This is a genomic window from Kribbella italica (assembly GCF_014205135.1).
Classification (GTDB): domain Bacteria; phylum Actinomycetota; class Actinomycetes; order Propionibacteriales; family Kribbellaceae; genus Kribbella; species Kribbella italica.
The window spans coordinates 6,055,624-6,070,039 of the sequence record NZ_JACHMY010000001.1; the positions used below are offsets into that span (position 1 = coordinate 6,055,624).

12 protein-coding genes are annotated in these 14,416 nt (G+C 68.9%); 9 read left to right on the plus strand and 3 right to left on the minus strand.

Annotation, left to right across the window (positions count from 1 at the left end; genetic code table 11):
- Window positions 1-71 precede the first annotated feature (71 nt).
- On the minus strand, window positions 72-491 hold the full coding sequence (locus HDA39_RS28180; RefSeq protein WP_184800199.1) for an RbsD/FucU domain-containing protein: 420 nt from the start codon (window positions 489-491) through the stop codon (window positions 72-74).
- Window positions 492-616: 125 nt separating this feature from the next.
- Here HDA39_RS28180 and HDA39_RS28185 point away from each other — a divergent pair, with 125 nt between their 5' ends.
- The 5 genes from HDA39_RS28185 to HDA39_RS28205 all read left to right on the plus strand — a co-directional run bounded on the left by HDA39_RS28185 (window position 617) and on the right by HDA39_RS28205 (window position 9,520).
- Window positions 617-1,600 carry a hypothetical protein gene (locus HDA39_RS28185; protein ID WP_184800201.1) on the plus strand — a complete coding sequence of 328 codons (984 nt, stop codon included), beginning with the start codon at window positions 617-619 and terminating at the stop codon, window positions 1,598-1,600.
- Between the two features lie 151 nt (window positions 1,601-1,751).
- Complete coding sequence (locus tag HDA39_RS28190) at window positions 1,752-4,613, plus strand: M36 family metallopeptidase (protein WP_337925924.1); 2,862 nt, start codon at window positions 1,752-1,754, stop codon at window positions 4,611-4,613.
- A 291-nt stretch (window positions 4,614-4,904) separates the two neighbouring features.
- A complete protein-coding gene (locus tag HDA39_RS28195) occupies window positions 4,905-6,080 on the plus strand; it encodes an IS30 family transposase (RefSeq protein WP_184805761.1) in 1,176 nt (391 codons plus the stop codon).
- A 385-nt stretch (window positions 6,081-6,465) separates the two neighbouring features.
- Window positions 6,466-8,616 (plus strand): (Fe-S)-binding protein, encoded by a 2,151-nt coding sequence (locus HDA39_RS28200; RefSeq protein ID WP_184800205.1) that lies wholly within the window; start codon window positions 6,466-6,468, stop codon window positions 8,614-8,616.
- 88 nt (window positions 8,617-8,704) lie between these two features.
- A complete protein-coding gene (locus HDA39_RS28205; RefSeq protein ID WP_184800207.1) occupies window positions 8,705-9,520 on the plus strand; it encodes a LolA-like protein in 816 nt (271 codons plus the stop codon).
- A 9-nt stretch (window positions 9,521-9,529) separates the two neighbouring features.
- Here the strand turns inward: HDA39_RS28205 and HDA39_RS28210 are convergent, their stop codons facing one another.
- Both HDA39_RS28210 and HDA39_RS28215 read right to left on the minus strand, forming a co-directional pair.
- Window positions 9,530-9,805, minus strand: coding sequence for a hypothetical protein (locus tag HDA39_RS28210; protein ID WP_184800209.1), 276 nt, complete (start codon window positions 9,803-9,805; stop codon window positions 9,530-9,532).
- 93 nt (window positions 9,806-9,898) lie between these two features.
- Window positions 9,899-10,693 (minus strand): SDR family NAD(P)-dependent oxidoreductase, encoded by a 795-nt coding sequence (locus tag HDA39_RS28215; protein WP_337925925.1) that lies wholly within the window; start codon window positions 10,691-10,693, stop codon window positions 9,899-9,901.
- A gap of 110 nt (window positions 10,694-10,803) precedes the next feature.
- Here HDA39_RS28215 and HDA39_RS28220 point away from each other — a divergent pair, with 110 nt between their 5' ends.
- The 4 genes from HDA39_RS28220 (at window position 10,804) to HDA39_RS28235 (ending at window position 14,405) form a co-directional block, all read left to right on the plus strand.
- Entirely contained in the window at window positions 10,804-11,589 is a 786-nt protein-coding gene (locus tag HDA39_RS28220; RefSeq protein ID WP_184800213.1) for a collagen-like protein, read from the plus strand.
- Window positions 11,586-12,416 (plus strand): DUF4097 family beta strand repeat-containing protein, encoded by an 831-nt coding sequence (locus HDA39_RS28225; RefSeq protein ID WP_337925926.1) that lies wholly within the window; start codon window positions 11,586-11,588, stop codon window positions 12,414-12,416. The genes HDA39_RS28220 and HDA39_RS28225 overlap by 4 nt, the downstream gene beginning before the upstream one ends.
- A gap of 50 nt (window positions 12,417-12,466) precedes the next feature.
- The gene (locus HDA39_RS28230) at window positions 12,467-12,685 is read left to right on the plus strand and encodes a hypothetical protein (protein ID WP_184800218.1); all 219 of its coding nucleotides are present in this window, start codon (window positions 12,467-12,469) and stop codon (window positions 12,683-12,685) included.
- A gap of 157 nt (window positions 12,686-12,842) precedes the next feature.
- Entirely contained in the window at window positions 12,843-14,405 is a 1,563-nt protein-coding gene (locus tag HDA39_RS28235; RefSeq protein WP_184800220.1) for a hypothetical protein, read from the plus strand.
- The last annotated feature ends 11 nt before the right edge of the window (window positions 14,406-14,416 follow it).

Sequence of the window (14,416 nt, forward strand, 5' to 3'; positions counted from 1 at the left end):
CCTGGGCGGGAAATCGATTTCTCACAACAATAGGCTGCGCCCCTGAACCCCTGTCAAGGGCAGGACCGGGGTCAGCTGCCGGCGACAACGCCCAACGTCAGCAGGATGTTCGCGTACAACCGCTGCTCACCGGTCGCGACGGCGACGGCCAACTCCGGGCCGCGCGCGATCGCGTAGAAGTCCGCGCGCTGCAAGGGCTGCAACGGCGTACCGGGCAGCAGTTCGCGGAAGCGCCGGTACACGTCCGGCTCCTCACCGGACTCGGTCGCCATCACCCGCGCCGCCTCCACCGGTACGACGCCGAGCAGCGTCTCCAGCACGTCGTCCACCGGGATCTGCCCGGGCCGCAGGTTCAGCCAGATCGTCTCGACGCCCGGCGCGACCGCGGTCGCGTACGGGTAGTTGCCATCAGCAAGCAGTACGACGGAGCCGTGGCCGGCCCGGGCCAGCGCTCCGAGAAGCGGCGGGTGGATCAGGGGGTAGCGCAGCACCAGGGTCCTCCAGGAGTCCGGCGGCCAACACTGGATCAGGGTGGACTCAGGGTAGGCCCAGAACCACCCCGCGAAGGGTGCCTGACCCTCTGTTCCCACTCCGCAGACGCCTCGACGATCGGTCCATGACCACCACGAGGCCCGTCCAGCCGACGCTCCCCACCCTGCCCAGCAGCCCGCACCGGCTGCACCGGCCGCTCGTCGCCGTCTCGATCGCGCTCGCCGTACTGACCCTCGCCGGCATCGGCGGCGCGCTGTTCGACGACCGCGACCTGCTCGGCCACCCGATCTGGATGAAACCGCTGAAGTTCATGATCAGCTTCGCCCTGTACTGCGCGACGCTGGCCTGGATGCTGTCGCTGCAGACCAAGGCCCGGCGACTCGGCTGGTGGATGGGCACCGTCGTCGCCGCCGGCGTCGCGGCCGAGATGGTGCTGATCGTCGGCCAGGTCGTCCTCCGCGGCCGGCAACTGCACTTCAACATGTCGACGCCCGCGGACAAGTTGATCCACGACATCATGGCCGGGACGGTGTACGTGATCTGGATCGCCGTCCTGGTGGTCGCGATCCAGCTGCTGTTCGACAAGCCCGGCGATCGCGCGTTGCGCTGGGCCATCCGGTTCGCCCTCGGTACGACGCTCGGCGGGATGCTGCTCGGCAACCTGATGTTCCGCGCGACACCGGCCCAGCAGGCCGCGATGGACGCGACCGGCCGCGAGGACTTCTTCGGCTCCCACTCAGTCGGTGTCGAGGACGGCGGGCCCGGCATGCCGATCACCGGCTGGAGCACCGAGGGCGGCGACCTGCGGATCGGCCACTTCCTCGGCGTGCACGCGTTGCAGCTGATCCCGTTGCTTGCCCTGGGCCTCATTCTCCTCGCGCGCCGGTACGCCGTACTGCGGCCCGAAGGTCCGCGCACCGCGCTGGTCGCGATCGGCGCTTCGGCGTACGGGGGTCTGATCTGGCTGGTCACCTGGCAGGCCGAGCGCGGCGAATCCCTCGTGCACCCAGGCCGTTCGACACTGTTCGCGTTCGGGTCGTTGCTCGGTGCGACCATCGTGGCGTCACTGGCAGTTCTGCACCGTGCACGAAGGACAACCCTCGACTAGACATATTTGTGGCGAATTCTCTTCCGCCGGACTCCGAGCAGGCTTAGGGTCGGCCCGGACGGGTCGTGGAGGGCGACCCGCGCACACAACTTCATGGAGCGTTGCTGTGAATGTTTCAGGCAAAGGACGGGGGCTCCTGGCAGTCTCTGCCGTGTCCGCCACCGCCCTACTGGCCGTAGCCGCCGGCGGCGGCGCGTCGGCCGCCACCGCCGCCACTCCGAACGCCGGCGACGAGCACAGCCCGTCGATCGCCGCCAAGGAGCGCAAGGGCAACTTCGACGCCCGCACGCCGAGCGCCCGGACGAGCTTCGCCCGGGCCGCGAAGGTGGTCGGCAAGGACACCGCGGCAGCGGAGAAGTTCCGCGACTCCCTCGGCGCCCAGGGCATCGTCGGCATCGACGAGAACACCGGGACCCCGTCGCAGGTGACCAAGCTCAACGGCTTCCTCACCGCCGCGAGCTCGAAGAAGGCCACCCAGGTCGCGCTGGACTACATCAAGGCGCACCCCGAGGTCTTCAAGCTGACCGACTCCGACCTGGGCACCCTCAAGCTCCGGAAGGACTACGTCGACGACCTCGGCACCCACCACATCTCCTGGGTTCAGGTGGTCGGCGGTCTCGAGGTGTTCGGCAACGGCGTCAAGGCCAACGTCACCAAGGACGGCAAGCTGATCTCCGTCCAGGGTGCGCCGGTGGCCGGCCTGGCCGGACTCGCCAAGGCCCGTACGGCGGCCGCCAAGCTGACCGCCGCGGCCGCGCGCAGCGCCGCGACCGAGGACGTCGGCGGCACCGCGAAGAGCGCGACCGCGAAGTCGGCCGGCGCCACCACGACCTGGAGCAACGGCGACTGGGCCAAGGAGGTCTGGTTCCACACCGCGGACGGCCTGCGCAAGGGCTGGTCGACGTACACCAACGCGGGCGGCTCGCTGATCTACACCCACGTGGTCGACGCGCAGACCGGCGCGCTGCTGTACCGGCGCGACCTGTCCAGCAACGCGGGCACCGGTGTCGGCGACGCGCTCGTGCAGGACAACTACCCGGGCGCGCCGCTCGGCGGCAAGCAGCGCACCGAGAACCTGATCTACAACAAGTGGCTGCCCAAGGGCGCGAAGACGCTGCTCGAAGGCACCTCGGTCGCGGCCTGGGCCGACGTGAACGACGACAACCAGCCGAACGCCGGTGAGACGGTCAAGGCGCCGGGGACGCCGGGCGCCTCGGAGTACAAGCTGGTGCCGTTCCAGTCGAACCCGCTGTGCTCGGCGACGTTCGTCTGCACCTGGGACCCGGCCAAGCCGGACTCCTGGAAGACGAACATGAACCAGGACGTCACCAACGGCTTCTACCTGGCCAGCAACTTCCACGACTGGCTGGCCAAGCCGCCGATCAGCTTCACCAAGGCGGCCGGCTCGTTCGACGCCGACGGTGGCGACCCGGTCCTGCTGAACTCGCTGGACGGCGCGGCGACCGCGGCCAACGGTGGCCCGGACGCCAACCACGTCAACAACGCGAACATGAACACCCCGCCGGACGGCACCCCGCCGACCATGCAGATGTACCTGTTCGGCAGCGCCGGCGACAACACCACGGTGCCGACCAGCTCGTCGAACGCGGCCGACATCCTGTACCACGAGTACACCCACGGCCTGTCGAACCGCCTGGTCGTCGACGCGACCGGCAACTCGACGCTGAACAGCATCCAGGCCGGCTCGATGGGCGAGGCGTGGAGCGACTTCTACGCGCTCGACTACCTGGTCTCGCACAACCTGGAGAAGGACACCACCGCGCCGGGCGAGCTGCTCGAGGGCAAGTACGTCACCGGCGGCGGCACCATCCGGACCCAGGCGAACGACTGCCGGGTCAAGGCCAAGGCGACGGCCTGTGTCGGCATCGACGGCTCGCAGGGCGGCTACACCTACGGCGACTTCCCGACCATCGGCGGTACGCCGGAGGTGCACTCCTCCGGTGAGGTCTGGGCCCAAACCCTGTGGGACCTGCGGGAGCGCTTCGGCCGGTCGTACGCGCTGAGCATCATCACCCGCGCGATGGAGCTGTCCGCGGCCGACCCGACCATGCTCGACATGCGCAACGCGATCGTGCAGGCCGACCTGGTCGCCTCCGGCGGCAAGAACGCCAAGATCATCTGGCAGGTCTTCGCCAACCGCGGCATGGGCTGGTACGCCGGCGTCCTGGACGGCGGCGACGCGAACCCGGTCGAGGACTTCCACATCCCGCCGACCGGTGCCACCACGACGATCACCGGCAAGGTGACCGACTCCGACACCAAGGCTCCGGTGGCCGGCGCGCTGGTCTTCATCGGCGGTCACGCCTCCGGGTACGCCGGTGACTACTCGGCCGTCACCAAGGCCGACGGCAGCTACGCGATCGACAACGTCTTCCCCGGGACCTACGGCAAGTTCGTGGTCTCCGGTGCGGGCTACGAGATCCTCGGCAACGCGCTGAAGGTCAAGGCCGGCGGCACCACGGCGAACTTCGCGCCGCGGCGCAACTGGGCCGCGGCCTCCGGCGGCGGCGCGGTCGTCGACTTCAACGGTCCGGACTTCAGCCCGCAGTGCGGGCCGTCGTACGCGATCGACTCCAGCCAGGGCACCGGCTGGGGCAGCACCACCGGCGACGACGCGGGCACGCCGTCCGGCGTGATGATTCCGAAGCACATCGACATCAAGCTGCCGTCGGCGGTCACGGTGTCGAAGTTCTCGGTCGACCCGTCGAACACCTGCGGCGACCCGGGCAGCTCGGCCACCGGTAGGTACCGGATCGAGACCTCGGCCGACGGCACCACCTGGGCCACCGCCCAGGAGGGCGAGTTCACCGCCGCGAACCGCGGCAAGTACACCGAGCTCACCCCGTCGGCGGCGACCACGAACGTCCAGTACGTCCGCTTCTGGATGCTCAGCCCCCAGGTCCCCGACTTCGCCACCAACTGCCCCACCGGCGCCTTCGGCGGCTGCCAGTTCACCGACATGACCGAACTCCAGGTCTTCGGCTCCAAGTAACCCCCAGCACCAACCGAAGGGCCCCAGCCAACGGCAGGTTCTAACGATCCCCGCAACACCCTGGATTTTCAGGGAGTTGTGGGGATCGTGGTTTCTGGGGAGTTGAGGGCGAGGTTCTTCGAGGTGCTGGATCGTGAGGGCGGCAGTATTTCGGGTGCTGCTCGGGTGGTTGGGGTGAGTCGTGCGACGGCGTACGGGTGGGCTCGGCGGGCTGGTGTGCGTGGTCGTGGGAAGACGGGCACGGCCGGGCATCCGGGGCGGTCGGAGTACGACCGGTTGCGTGCGGGCGGGGTGCGGCGCCGCGATGCGGCACGGCAGGTCGGGGTGCATGAGCGTACTGCGCAGGACTGGGACCGGGGGGTCCGCAAGATCGGTGACGCGCGCCTGCACACTGATGGTCGCCGGATCGACTACAAGACCGGTGTGACCACCATTGCTGTTGCGGCAGGGCCGTGTCTTGCGGCCGTCGAGGCCGAGCTGCATGCTCGGTTCCTCACGGTGACCGAGCGGGAGTTGATCGCTGATCTGCGTCGCCGGGGCGATTCGCTGCGGGCGATCGGGCGGGCGCTGGGCCGGTCGGCGTCCACGGTCAAACGCGAGATCGACGCCCGTTCGGTCGAGGGCGTCTACCGGCCGCACCGGGCGCAGCGGGCCTGGGCAGCCAGTCGTGCACGGCCCAAGGAATCGATGCTGGCCCAGGAGGGCCGGCTGCGCGGCTACGTCGCGGGCAAGCTGCGGGAGCAGTGGTCACCTGAGCAGATCTGTCAGGCTCTGGTCATGGAGTTCCCCGACGACGAGGGCATGCGGGTGAGCCCGGAGACGATCTACCAGGCGATCTATGTCCAGGCCCGTGGTGGGCTGCGCCGCGAGGTCACGGTCGCGCTGCGCACCGGGCGCACCCGCCGCAAACCCCGCCGCAGGCCCGAGCAGCGCACGCCCCGGTTCGTCGACGAGATGGTGATGATCTCCGAACGCCCTGCAGACGTCGAGGACCGGGCGGTTCCTGGCCACTGGGAAGGCGATCTGATCGTCGGCACCCGCAACGAGTCCGCGATCGTGACCCTGGTCGAACGCTCGACCCGCTACGTCATGCTCGGGCACCTGCCCGGCGGGCACACCGCCGAAGAGGTCCGCGACGTGCTGGTGGTCTTGATCCAGACCCTGCCCGCACATTTACGTGGCTCGCTGACCTGGGACCAGGGTTGCGAGATGGCCGCCCACAAGCAGTTCACCGTGGCAACCGGCGTTCCGGTCTACTTCTGCGACCCGCACTCGCCCTGGCAAAGGGGATCGAACGAAAACACCAACGGCCTGCTACGCCAGTACTTCCCCAAGGGCACCGACCTGTCCGCCCACAGTCCCGAAGACCTCGAACACGTCGCCCAGAAACTCAACGGCCGACCACGCAAAACGCTCGACTGGAAAACCCCAGCCGAGCGCCTGCGTGATCTACTGACAACCACATAAAACCATCAGGTGTTGCGAGGACCCCGAGAATCTGCCACCCGGCTGGGGCCCTTCGGCCGTACAAGAACAAGAACAGAAGACAGAGACACAAGGGCAAGAGCAAAGAAGACAAAGAACAGACCCAAGAGACAGACAAAGACAAAATATAGTGAGGTCGGCGCGTAGTGGCCGTTCGCTGTCGGCTTTCCGTGGTCTGGGGGTAGCTGCTGAGACGGGGGCGCTGGAGCTGGAGGCGGCTGGTCTGGACCACCATCGGCTGCGGACGACGGCGAGCTGTCTCGAGGACGTGAAGATCAACCGTTCGCGGAAGTGAGACGGGACACGCTGGCGTGATGAGGGGCTCATCGACATGACTCGTCGGTAACCAACCAATAACATCGCTGGTATGCAGATCTTCGCCATCGTTGTTTCGCTTGCGGTTGCCGCGGTCGGAGTTGCGTTGTTCGGGAAGACGATCGGGCACATGGTGTCGGTGGTCAGGCTCGGGCAGCCGGTTCGGCGGACTGATCGGCCGGGGCAGCGGTCGCTGACGCTGGCCAAGGAGTCGTTGCTGCACACGCGGATGCTGCAGTGGAGTCATATCGGGGTGCTGCACTGGTTCGTGGCGTTCGGGTTCATCGGGCTGTTCCTGAGCCTGGTGACGGCGTTCGGGCAGTTGTTCGACGCGCACTTCGCGTTGCCGATCATCGGGCACTGGTTCGTGTTCGAGTGGGTGAGCGAGTTCCTCACCTGGACCGGGCTGGTCGCGATCGCGGGGCTGATCGCGATTCGGCTGCGGAACCTGCCGAAGGGTGAGAAGGGGCGCTACAGCCGGTTCTTCGGATCGACCGCCTGGCAGGCGTACTACGTCGAGTACACGATCCTCGGCGTCCTGGTCTGCATCCTGCTGCTGCGCGGGCTGGAGTTCCAGCTCGGTGCCGGCGACAAGTTCCACTTCCCGTCGACGTTCTTCATCGGCAGCGGACTGTTCGGCGGGTTGTCCGAGCGCGCGCTGGAGAACACCGTCTACCTGGTCGCGATGGTCAAGATCCTGATCTCGTTCGCCTGGATGATCACCATCTCGCTGAACGCCACGATGGGTGTGGCCTGGCACCGCTTCACCGCCTGGCCGAACATCTGGTTCAAGCGCAAGGCCGACGGCGGGACGTCGCTCGGCGCGCTGCAGCCGATCATGGTCAACGGCGCGCCGATCGACTTCGAGAACATCGAGGAGCTCGACGAGGACGCCGCGCTCGGCGTCGGCAAGGTCGAGGACTTCACCTGGAAGGGCCTGCTCGACTTCACCACCTGTACCGAGTGCGGCCGCTGCCAGTCGCAGTGCCCGGCCTGGAACACCGAGAAGCCGCTGTCGCCCAAGCTGATCATGATGGGCCTGCGCGAGCACGCGTACGCCAAGGCGCCGTACCTGCTGGCCGACGAGGACGACCGCAAGTCGCTGTCCCAGCTCGTGCTGGACGAGCAGGAGAAGCCGCTGGTCGGTTCGGCCGACGTCGCGGTGATCGACGAGGAGGCGCTGTGGGCCTGTACGTCGTGCGGCGCGTGCGTGCAGCAGTGCCCGGTCGACATCGAGCACGTCGACGCGATCATGGACATGCGCCGCTACCAGGTGCTGATCGAGTCGTCGTTCCCGTCCGAGCTCAACGGGCTGTTCAAGGGCCTGGAGAACAAGGGCAACCCGTGGAACATGAACCCGTCCGGCCGGATGGACTGGGCCAAGGACCTGCCGTTCGAGGTCAAGCAGGTCGGCACCGACGTCGAGACGCTGGCCGAGGTCGAGTACCTGTTCTGGGTCGGCTGCGCGGGCGCCTTCGAGGACCGCGCGAAGAAGACCACGCAGGCGGTCGCCGAGCTGCTGAACATCGCCGGCGTCAGCTTCGCCGTACTCGGCGACGGCGAGACCTGCACCGGCGACCCGGCGCGGCGCGCGGGCAACGAGTTCGTCTTCCAGCAGCTGGCGATGCAGAACGCCGAGGTGTTCAAGGAGACCGGCGCGAAGAAGGTCGTCTCGACCTGCGCGCACTGCTTCAACACGCTGAAGAACGAGTACTCCCAGCTCGGCGTCGAGCTCGACGTCATCCACCACACCCAGCTGCTCAACCGGCTCGTCCGGGAGAAGAAGCTGACCCCGGTCGCACCCGCCGACAGCACGCTGAACGGGCAGAAGATCACCTACCACGACCCTTGCTACCTGGGCCGCCACAACCAGGTGTACGACGCTCCGCGCGAGCTGCTCGAGATCATCCCCGGCGCCGAGTACGCCGAGATGCCGCGCAACAAGACCAAGTCGTTCTGCTGCGGCGCGGGCGGCGCGCGGATGTGGATGGAGGAGAAGACCGGCTCGCGGATCAACGTGAACCGCACCACCGAGGCGGTCGAGACCGGTGCCGACAAGATCGCCACCGGCTGCCCGTTCTGCCGGGTGATGCTGTCCGACGGCCTGACCGCGAAGCAGGCCGACGGCTCGGCCCGCGAGGAGGTCGAGGTCTCCGACGTCGCCCAGCTGCTGCTCGCCTCGGTCAAGCGCGGCGACAGCTAGACCTGCAACAAGCTGCAACTCCCTTCCCAGGCAGGGCTCCGGGCCCATAGGATCCGGCGTTCGATCCACCTGGGAGGGGAAACGCACTGTGAGGGTTCGTACACGAGCGGCAGCCGCGCTCGCCGTTGTACCGCTGGTTCTGGGGGTCGCCGCCTGCGGTGGCAGCGAGGAGCCGAAGTCGGCCGGCAGCCCGTCGTCCAGCACCACCACGACCAGTACGCCGGAAGCACCGGCCAGTACGCCCGCCCCGCCGACCGCCGCGGCACCTGCCGTCGTACGGCTGGACCGCGCGACGTTCCTGCCGGCGATGAACTCCGCGCTGGCCAAGCAGACCAGCTACCGCACGACGGGCAAGATGACCGCCAACGGGCAGGTGCTGATGACGATCACCGGAGTCCAGCAGGCCAAGCCGCCGGCGGCGTCGATCTCGATGACCGGCGCCGCTTTCAAGGGTCAGACGGCCAAGGTCGTGGTGATCGGCAAGACGCTGTACATGTCGATCCCCGGGGTGACCCCGGCCGGGAAGTACGCCAAGCTCGACTCGACCGACCCGTCGATGGCCCAGTTCAGTGAGCTGGCCGGTACCGGCGACCCGAGCAAGACGTTCGAGTCCTTCAAGGGCGCACTGCGCGGGGTGAAGTTCGTGAAGTCGGAGACGATCGGCGGGGTCAAGCTGGACCGGTACGACATCACCGTCGACACGGCCGCGGTGCTGAAGGCGCAGGGCAAGAAGATCCCGGCCGGTGTGCCCAAGACGCTGCCGTACTCGATGTGGCTGGACGCCGGCAAGATGGCCCGCCGGTTCTCCTTCGACCTGCAGGGCGTCAGCTTGCTGATGACGATCGACCCGGCCGGCGCCCCGGTCTCGATCAAGGCGCCGGCCAAGAAGGACATCGTCAGCTGAGCTTGTTGCCTACGCGATCCGGTACTTGATGAAGAGCGAGTAGCCGGTTGCGTAGGTGCCGGTGCACTTGTAGGTGCTGGCGATCAACTGGTGCACGTACTGGTTGCCGGTGTCCTTGCAGTCCTGGAGATAGCGGTACGCCGCGATGTAGGTCCACTCCGCGGCCTGCGCCGTCCCTGCCGCCGACGTCATCAGCCCCGCCGATGCCGTCGCGGCCAGGGTCGCGGCCGCGATCCGGCGCCGTACCGTGGACGCTCTCGTACCTGCCTGTTTCGGGTTCGACATGCCCTACCTCTCTGTCAGCAGTCCTGTGCGAGCGGTCAGCATCGTGCCCGGCCGGTACGGCGTCAAGGGGCTCGTTGCGCCCACGGGAACGGGTCAGTGCAGGTACGAGGCGCCGTTGAAGTCGAGAACGGCGCCTGACGACCAGCCTGACCCTGGCGAGGCGAGCCAGTGCACGGCGGCGGCGACCTCCGCGGCCGTGGCGATCCGGTTGAACGGGCTCTGGGCCCGCAGCGCGTCACCCTCCGGCGAGTTCAGCCGCTGGGCGACCATGTCGGTCCCGATGAATCCGGGCGCGATTGACGTCACGGTGATGTCATGGGGCGCCAAAGCGACCGCCATCGACTGCCCGAACGCCTGCAGACCCGCCTTCGAGGCCCCGTACGCCGGGACGTCGGGCTCGCCGCGGGACGCTCCCCGCGATCCGACGTTCACGATCGCACCCCGCCGTACGCCGTCAGCGGGCTCCCGGTCGATCATCTGCCGCGCGACGCACCAGGTCAGGTGAGCGGCCCCTTCGAGGTTGACCGCGAGAGTCCGCCGCCAGGCCGCCACCCACTCGTCGTACGGCGTCTCGGCGATTGGATGACCGATCCGGCGCGACCCGGCCACCGGCTCCTCGACGTACAGCGCCGCGTTGTTGACCAGGACGTCGATCCGACCGAGGACGGCGGCCGATTCCTCAACCAGGGAAGAGATTGCGGCCGGGTCGCCGAGATCGGCCGCGACCACTCCGTGGCCCTCGCCGGGCAGTTCGCGACGGACCGCCTCCGCCTGGTCGACCGCGCCGCGGCAGTGCAGCACGACCCGGTCGCCGGAGGCCGCGAACACCTTGGCCACCTCCGCTCCGACGCCGCGTGACGCACCGGTGACGAGTACTCCTCTGGACACCCTGGTCCCCTCTCGTTGGCAGGTCCTCATTCTGCCCGTGACACCACTTCGACGACCAAGTGACATCAAGAAGGTTGACAGTGACGTCACTTTGACGTCATGATTGCGTCATGGAACTTGACCACTACCTCGAGTCGGTCCGCCGTAGCGTGGAGAACGCCACCGCGTTGGCCGACGACCAAACCCGCTCCGTGGCCCAGCGCCTCGGAGCCACGCTGGATGACGCGGGCCGCCTGGCCCTCATCTCAGCCCTGTCCGACGCCGCCGGGGAGATCAGCCGTGAGCTGTCCCCCGGATCGGTCGAGCTCCGGATGGCCGGCGGCCGTCCCGAGTTCGTCGTCACCCCCGCCCCGAGTCAGCTGACCGGCGCGGACGACGACGTGGACGACGAGACCGAAGACGACGACAACGACACCGGTGCGGCCGACCTCGCACTGGACGCCGACGAGCCGACCGCCCGGATCACACTGCGGCTGCCGATGTCGGTGAAGAACAAGGTCGACGAGGCCGCGACCGCCGAGGGCATCTCCTCGAACGCGTGGCTGATGCGCACCGTGATGACCGCCCTGACCGGCGACCGCGGCCGCCGCGGTGGCCCCCGGCCGCCCCGGCCCCCGCGCCCACCGCGCGGTGGGATCTTCGGACCGGACGGCCCGCTCGGGCCCGACGGACCGCTGGGTCCCGACGGGGTCTTCGGCCCCGACGGCGTGCTCGGTCCGGACGGACCGTTCGGACCGGACGGCGTGTTCGGTGACGGCCGGCGCGGTGACCGCGGCGAGCGCGGTGAACGGCGTGGCGAGCGTGGCGAACGCCGTGAGCGCGGCCGGGACCGCGGACACAACCACGGCCGCGGTGGGCGCGGACCGGGACAGCGGATGACGGGGTGGGCGCAGTGAGCGGCTTCAGCACGCAGTTGACCGGCGAGCCCGGCGAGCTCGACCGGGTCCGGATCGAGATCGGCGCCGGCCGGGTCGAGCTCGTCCCGACCGACGGCGACCGGACCCACGTCCGGATCGACGTCGAGAACGGCACCGAGGACGACCTGCGCTACAAGCTGTCCGGCAGCGAGCTGGTCGTCGAGACCACGAAGAACCAGCGGCGCGGGCCGGAGGTCCACGTCGTGATCCAGACCCCGGACGTTCTGGCGGCCCGGATCAAGACCGGTTCGGGTGACATCACGGCTCGGGTGCCACTGGGCGAGTCCCGGCTGTCCACCGGATCTGGTGAGATCCGGCTCGACCGGGTCGAGGGCACGCTCGCGGCCGGCACCGGTAGCGGCGACATCCGGATCGAGCATGCGACCGGTGCCGTCCGGGCCAACACCGGCTCGGGGGAGATCGACATCGAGCAGGCCGACGGCCAGCTCGGGCTGTCCACCGGGTCCGGCGACGTCCGGGTCGGCGACGCGGCCGGTCCGACCACCGTGAAGGTCGGTTCGGGCGACATCACCATCGAGCGGATCCGCGACCACTCGGTCGCCACCTCCGGCTCCGGTGACGTCCGGGTCGAGCTGGCCGACGGACCGAGCGTCCGGGCCGAGACCGCGCGCGGCGACGTACAGATCGGTGTGCCGGACGGCGTCCCGACGTACCTGGACCTGAAGACGGTCACCGGCCAGATCCAGTGCGACCTCGAGCCGAGCGAGCAGCCGGCCGAGGGCGAGCGCTCGCTGGTCCTGCGGGCCCGCACCGTGTCCGGCGACATCACCGTCGTACGGGCCTGAGGCAACAAATCACCACATCGTTCACGGGGACCAGTGAGGGGAGAAGCAGGATGATCACCGAACACCAGGAAATCGCGCGCTACCAGGTCGCCGAGCAGTTGCGGAACGCCGAGCGGCGGGCCCTGTGCAAGCAGGACCGCGCCGACCGGCGCGACACCGACGGCGTCAACGCCCCGCGGCGGGAACTGGCCGGCGTCCTGCGCCGGCTGGCCGACCGCCTCGAGCCCCAGCCGCGGCACCGGCGGACCGGCTTGTCCGTGGTCCGCTGACGTGTCAGGCACTTGCCCGGCACTCTGCAGGAACCTGCAATCTCCCCGGTCCGGTCCGAGGGCTTCGGCGGCCCGGTCGCGCTGCTAGCGTTCCGTGAGCGCGGCGGGACACTCGCGTTCCGCTGATTCCTGGTTCCGGACTCGGGGAGAACGAAAGATGTTGCATCAGGTATTCGCCGCCACGGCCGCGGTCGCCCTGCTGGCCGGGTGCAGCGGCGGGGACGACAAGTCGACCGACACCCCGAAGGACGGCGCCGGGGAGACGTCCAGCACACCGACCGTCCCGGCCCCGACGGCGTACGACCCGCCGAAGGCCTTCCAGGGCGTGGCCGCCTCCTCGCTGGCCGAGGAGAAGGGCCGCAGCTCGTTCGAGCCGCAGGTCGCGATGGTCGGCACGACCGCCGTGGCGAACAGCCTGAGCGGCGCGGTCGGTCAGAGCGTGGCCGGCGGCGAGAAGCCCTGGCAGACCCTGTCCACCGAGACCACCGACGGCAGTGTCGTGAACAACGACGCCACGCAGCCGACCGCCGTACAGCTCGACGGGAAGTCGGCCGTCGCGGTCGCGTACTACCAGCGGATCAAGGGCGGCGGGACGGCGAAGCCCAGCGTGCAGGTGCTGTTCCGCTGGCTCGACCCGGCCGACGGCAAGCCGATCTCCGAGGCGATCGTCGACGCGACCCCGCTGCTCGGCGACGACGAGGTGAACAGCGGCCTTCCCGGCGGCTTCACCGACCTGGCGGTCGACACGGCCACCGGACAGGTGGCCGTCGGCGTCGCGCCGACCAGTCTGATCGGCGCCAAGTCGGGCGTGATCACGGTGATCGCCGACCCGAACACGAAGAAGGGCGTCACGATCCCGTTCATGAAGCCGGCCGGGCTCGGCAAGGGCGTCCTGGTCGGCGCCCAGGGCAAGGAGAACACCCGCCGTTCGCTCGCACTGGTCGACGCCACGACCGGCAAGGTGACCAAGTCCGGGCTGCTGCCCGGGCTGGAGGGTCTCAACCCGACCGGGAGCAACGGCGGCAAGTACGTCTACCTGTACGGGCAGAAGTACACCAAGGGCATCGGCGACTACGGGCTGGGTGACTACGTCGGCAGCATCTACGCGGTCGATCCGGCCACCGGCACCGTCGTACAGACGAAGTCCGCGGTGAAGGAGACCAAGTACCTGGTGGACTACACCTGCTGGGCCGACGGGCAGAAGACGGTCGTCTGTACGGCGGGTCAGGGCGCGAGCGAGGAGGAGATCCTCGGCTTCGACGACACCACCGGCAAGAAGCTCTGGGGCTACACCGAGAAGAGCCCCGGGCGGGTGGTCCCGACCGTGACGACCGCCTTCCACGGCATGGTCTACGCGACCGTCCAGCGCAAGCCGGTCCTGGTCAACGGCCTGACCGGCCAGGACGTCCCGGCCCCGACGCCGACCAGCTCCGCGACGCCGGGCGCCACCCCGACCGACGGCACGACACCGAGCGACGGTACGACGCCCAGCGACGGCTCGACCTCGAGCGACAGCGTGACGCCGACCGACGGCACGACGCCCAGCGACGGCAGCTCGCCGTCCGGCACGCCCGGCGTCGGCCCGGTGCCCGCCGCTCCGGACCTCGAGCTGCTCTCCCCCACCAGCGTCTCCGAGTACGGCGGCACGTACCTGCGGGAGGACGAGATGTCGACCGAGGACGTCATCGGCAGCCTCCAGGTCCTGAAAGCGATCGGCTGAACCTCGTGGGA

What these genes read in the sequence shown, in the direction of transcription:
- HDA39_RS28235 (WP_184800220.1), top strand. Translation starts at nt 12,843, where the DNA reads ATGTTGCATCAGGTATTCGCCGCCACGGCCGCGGTCGCCCTGCTGGCC.
- HDA39_RS28220 (WP_184800213.1), top strand. Translation starts at nt 10,804, where the DNA reads ATGGAACTTGACCACTACCTCGAGTCGGTCCGCCGTAGCGTGGAGAAC.
- HDA39_RS28210 (WP_184800209.1), bottom strand. Translation starts at nt 9,805, where the DNA reads ATGTCGAACCCGAAACAGGCAGGTACGAGAGCGTCCACGGTACGGCGC.
- HDA39_RS28185 (WP_184800201.1), top strand. Translation starts at nt 617, where the DNA reads ATGACCACCACGAGGCCCGTCCAGCCGACGCTCCCCACCCTGCCCAGC.
- HDA39_RS28230 (WP_184800218.1), top strand. Translation starts at nt 12,467, where the DNA reads ATGATCACCGAACACCAGGAAATCGCGCGCTACCAGGTCGCCGAGCAG.
- HDA39_RS28200 (WP_184800205.1), top strand. Translation starts at nt 6,466, where the DNA reads ATGCAGATCTTCGCCATCGTTGTTTCGCTTGCGGTTGCCGCGGTCGGA.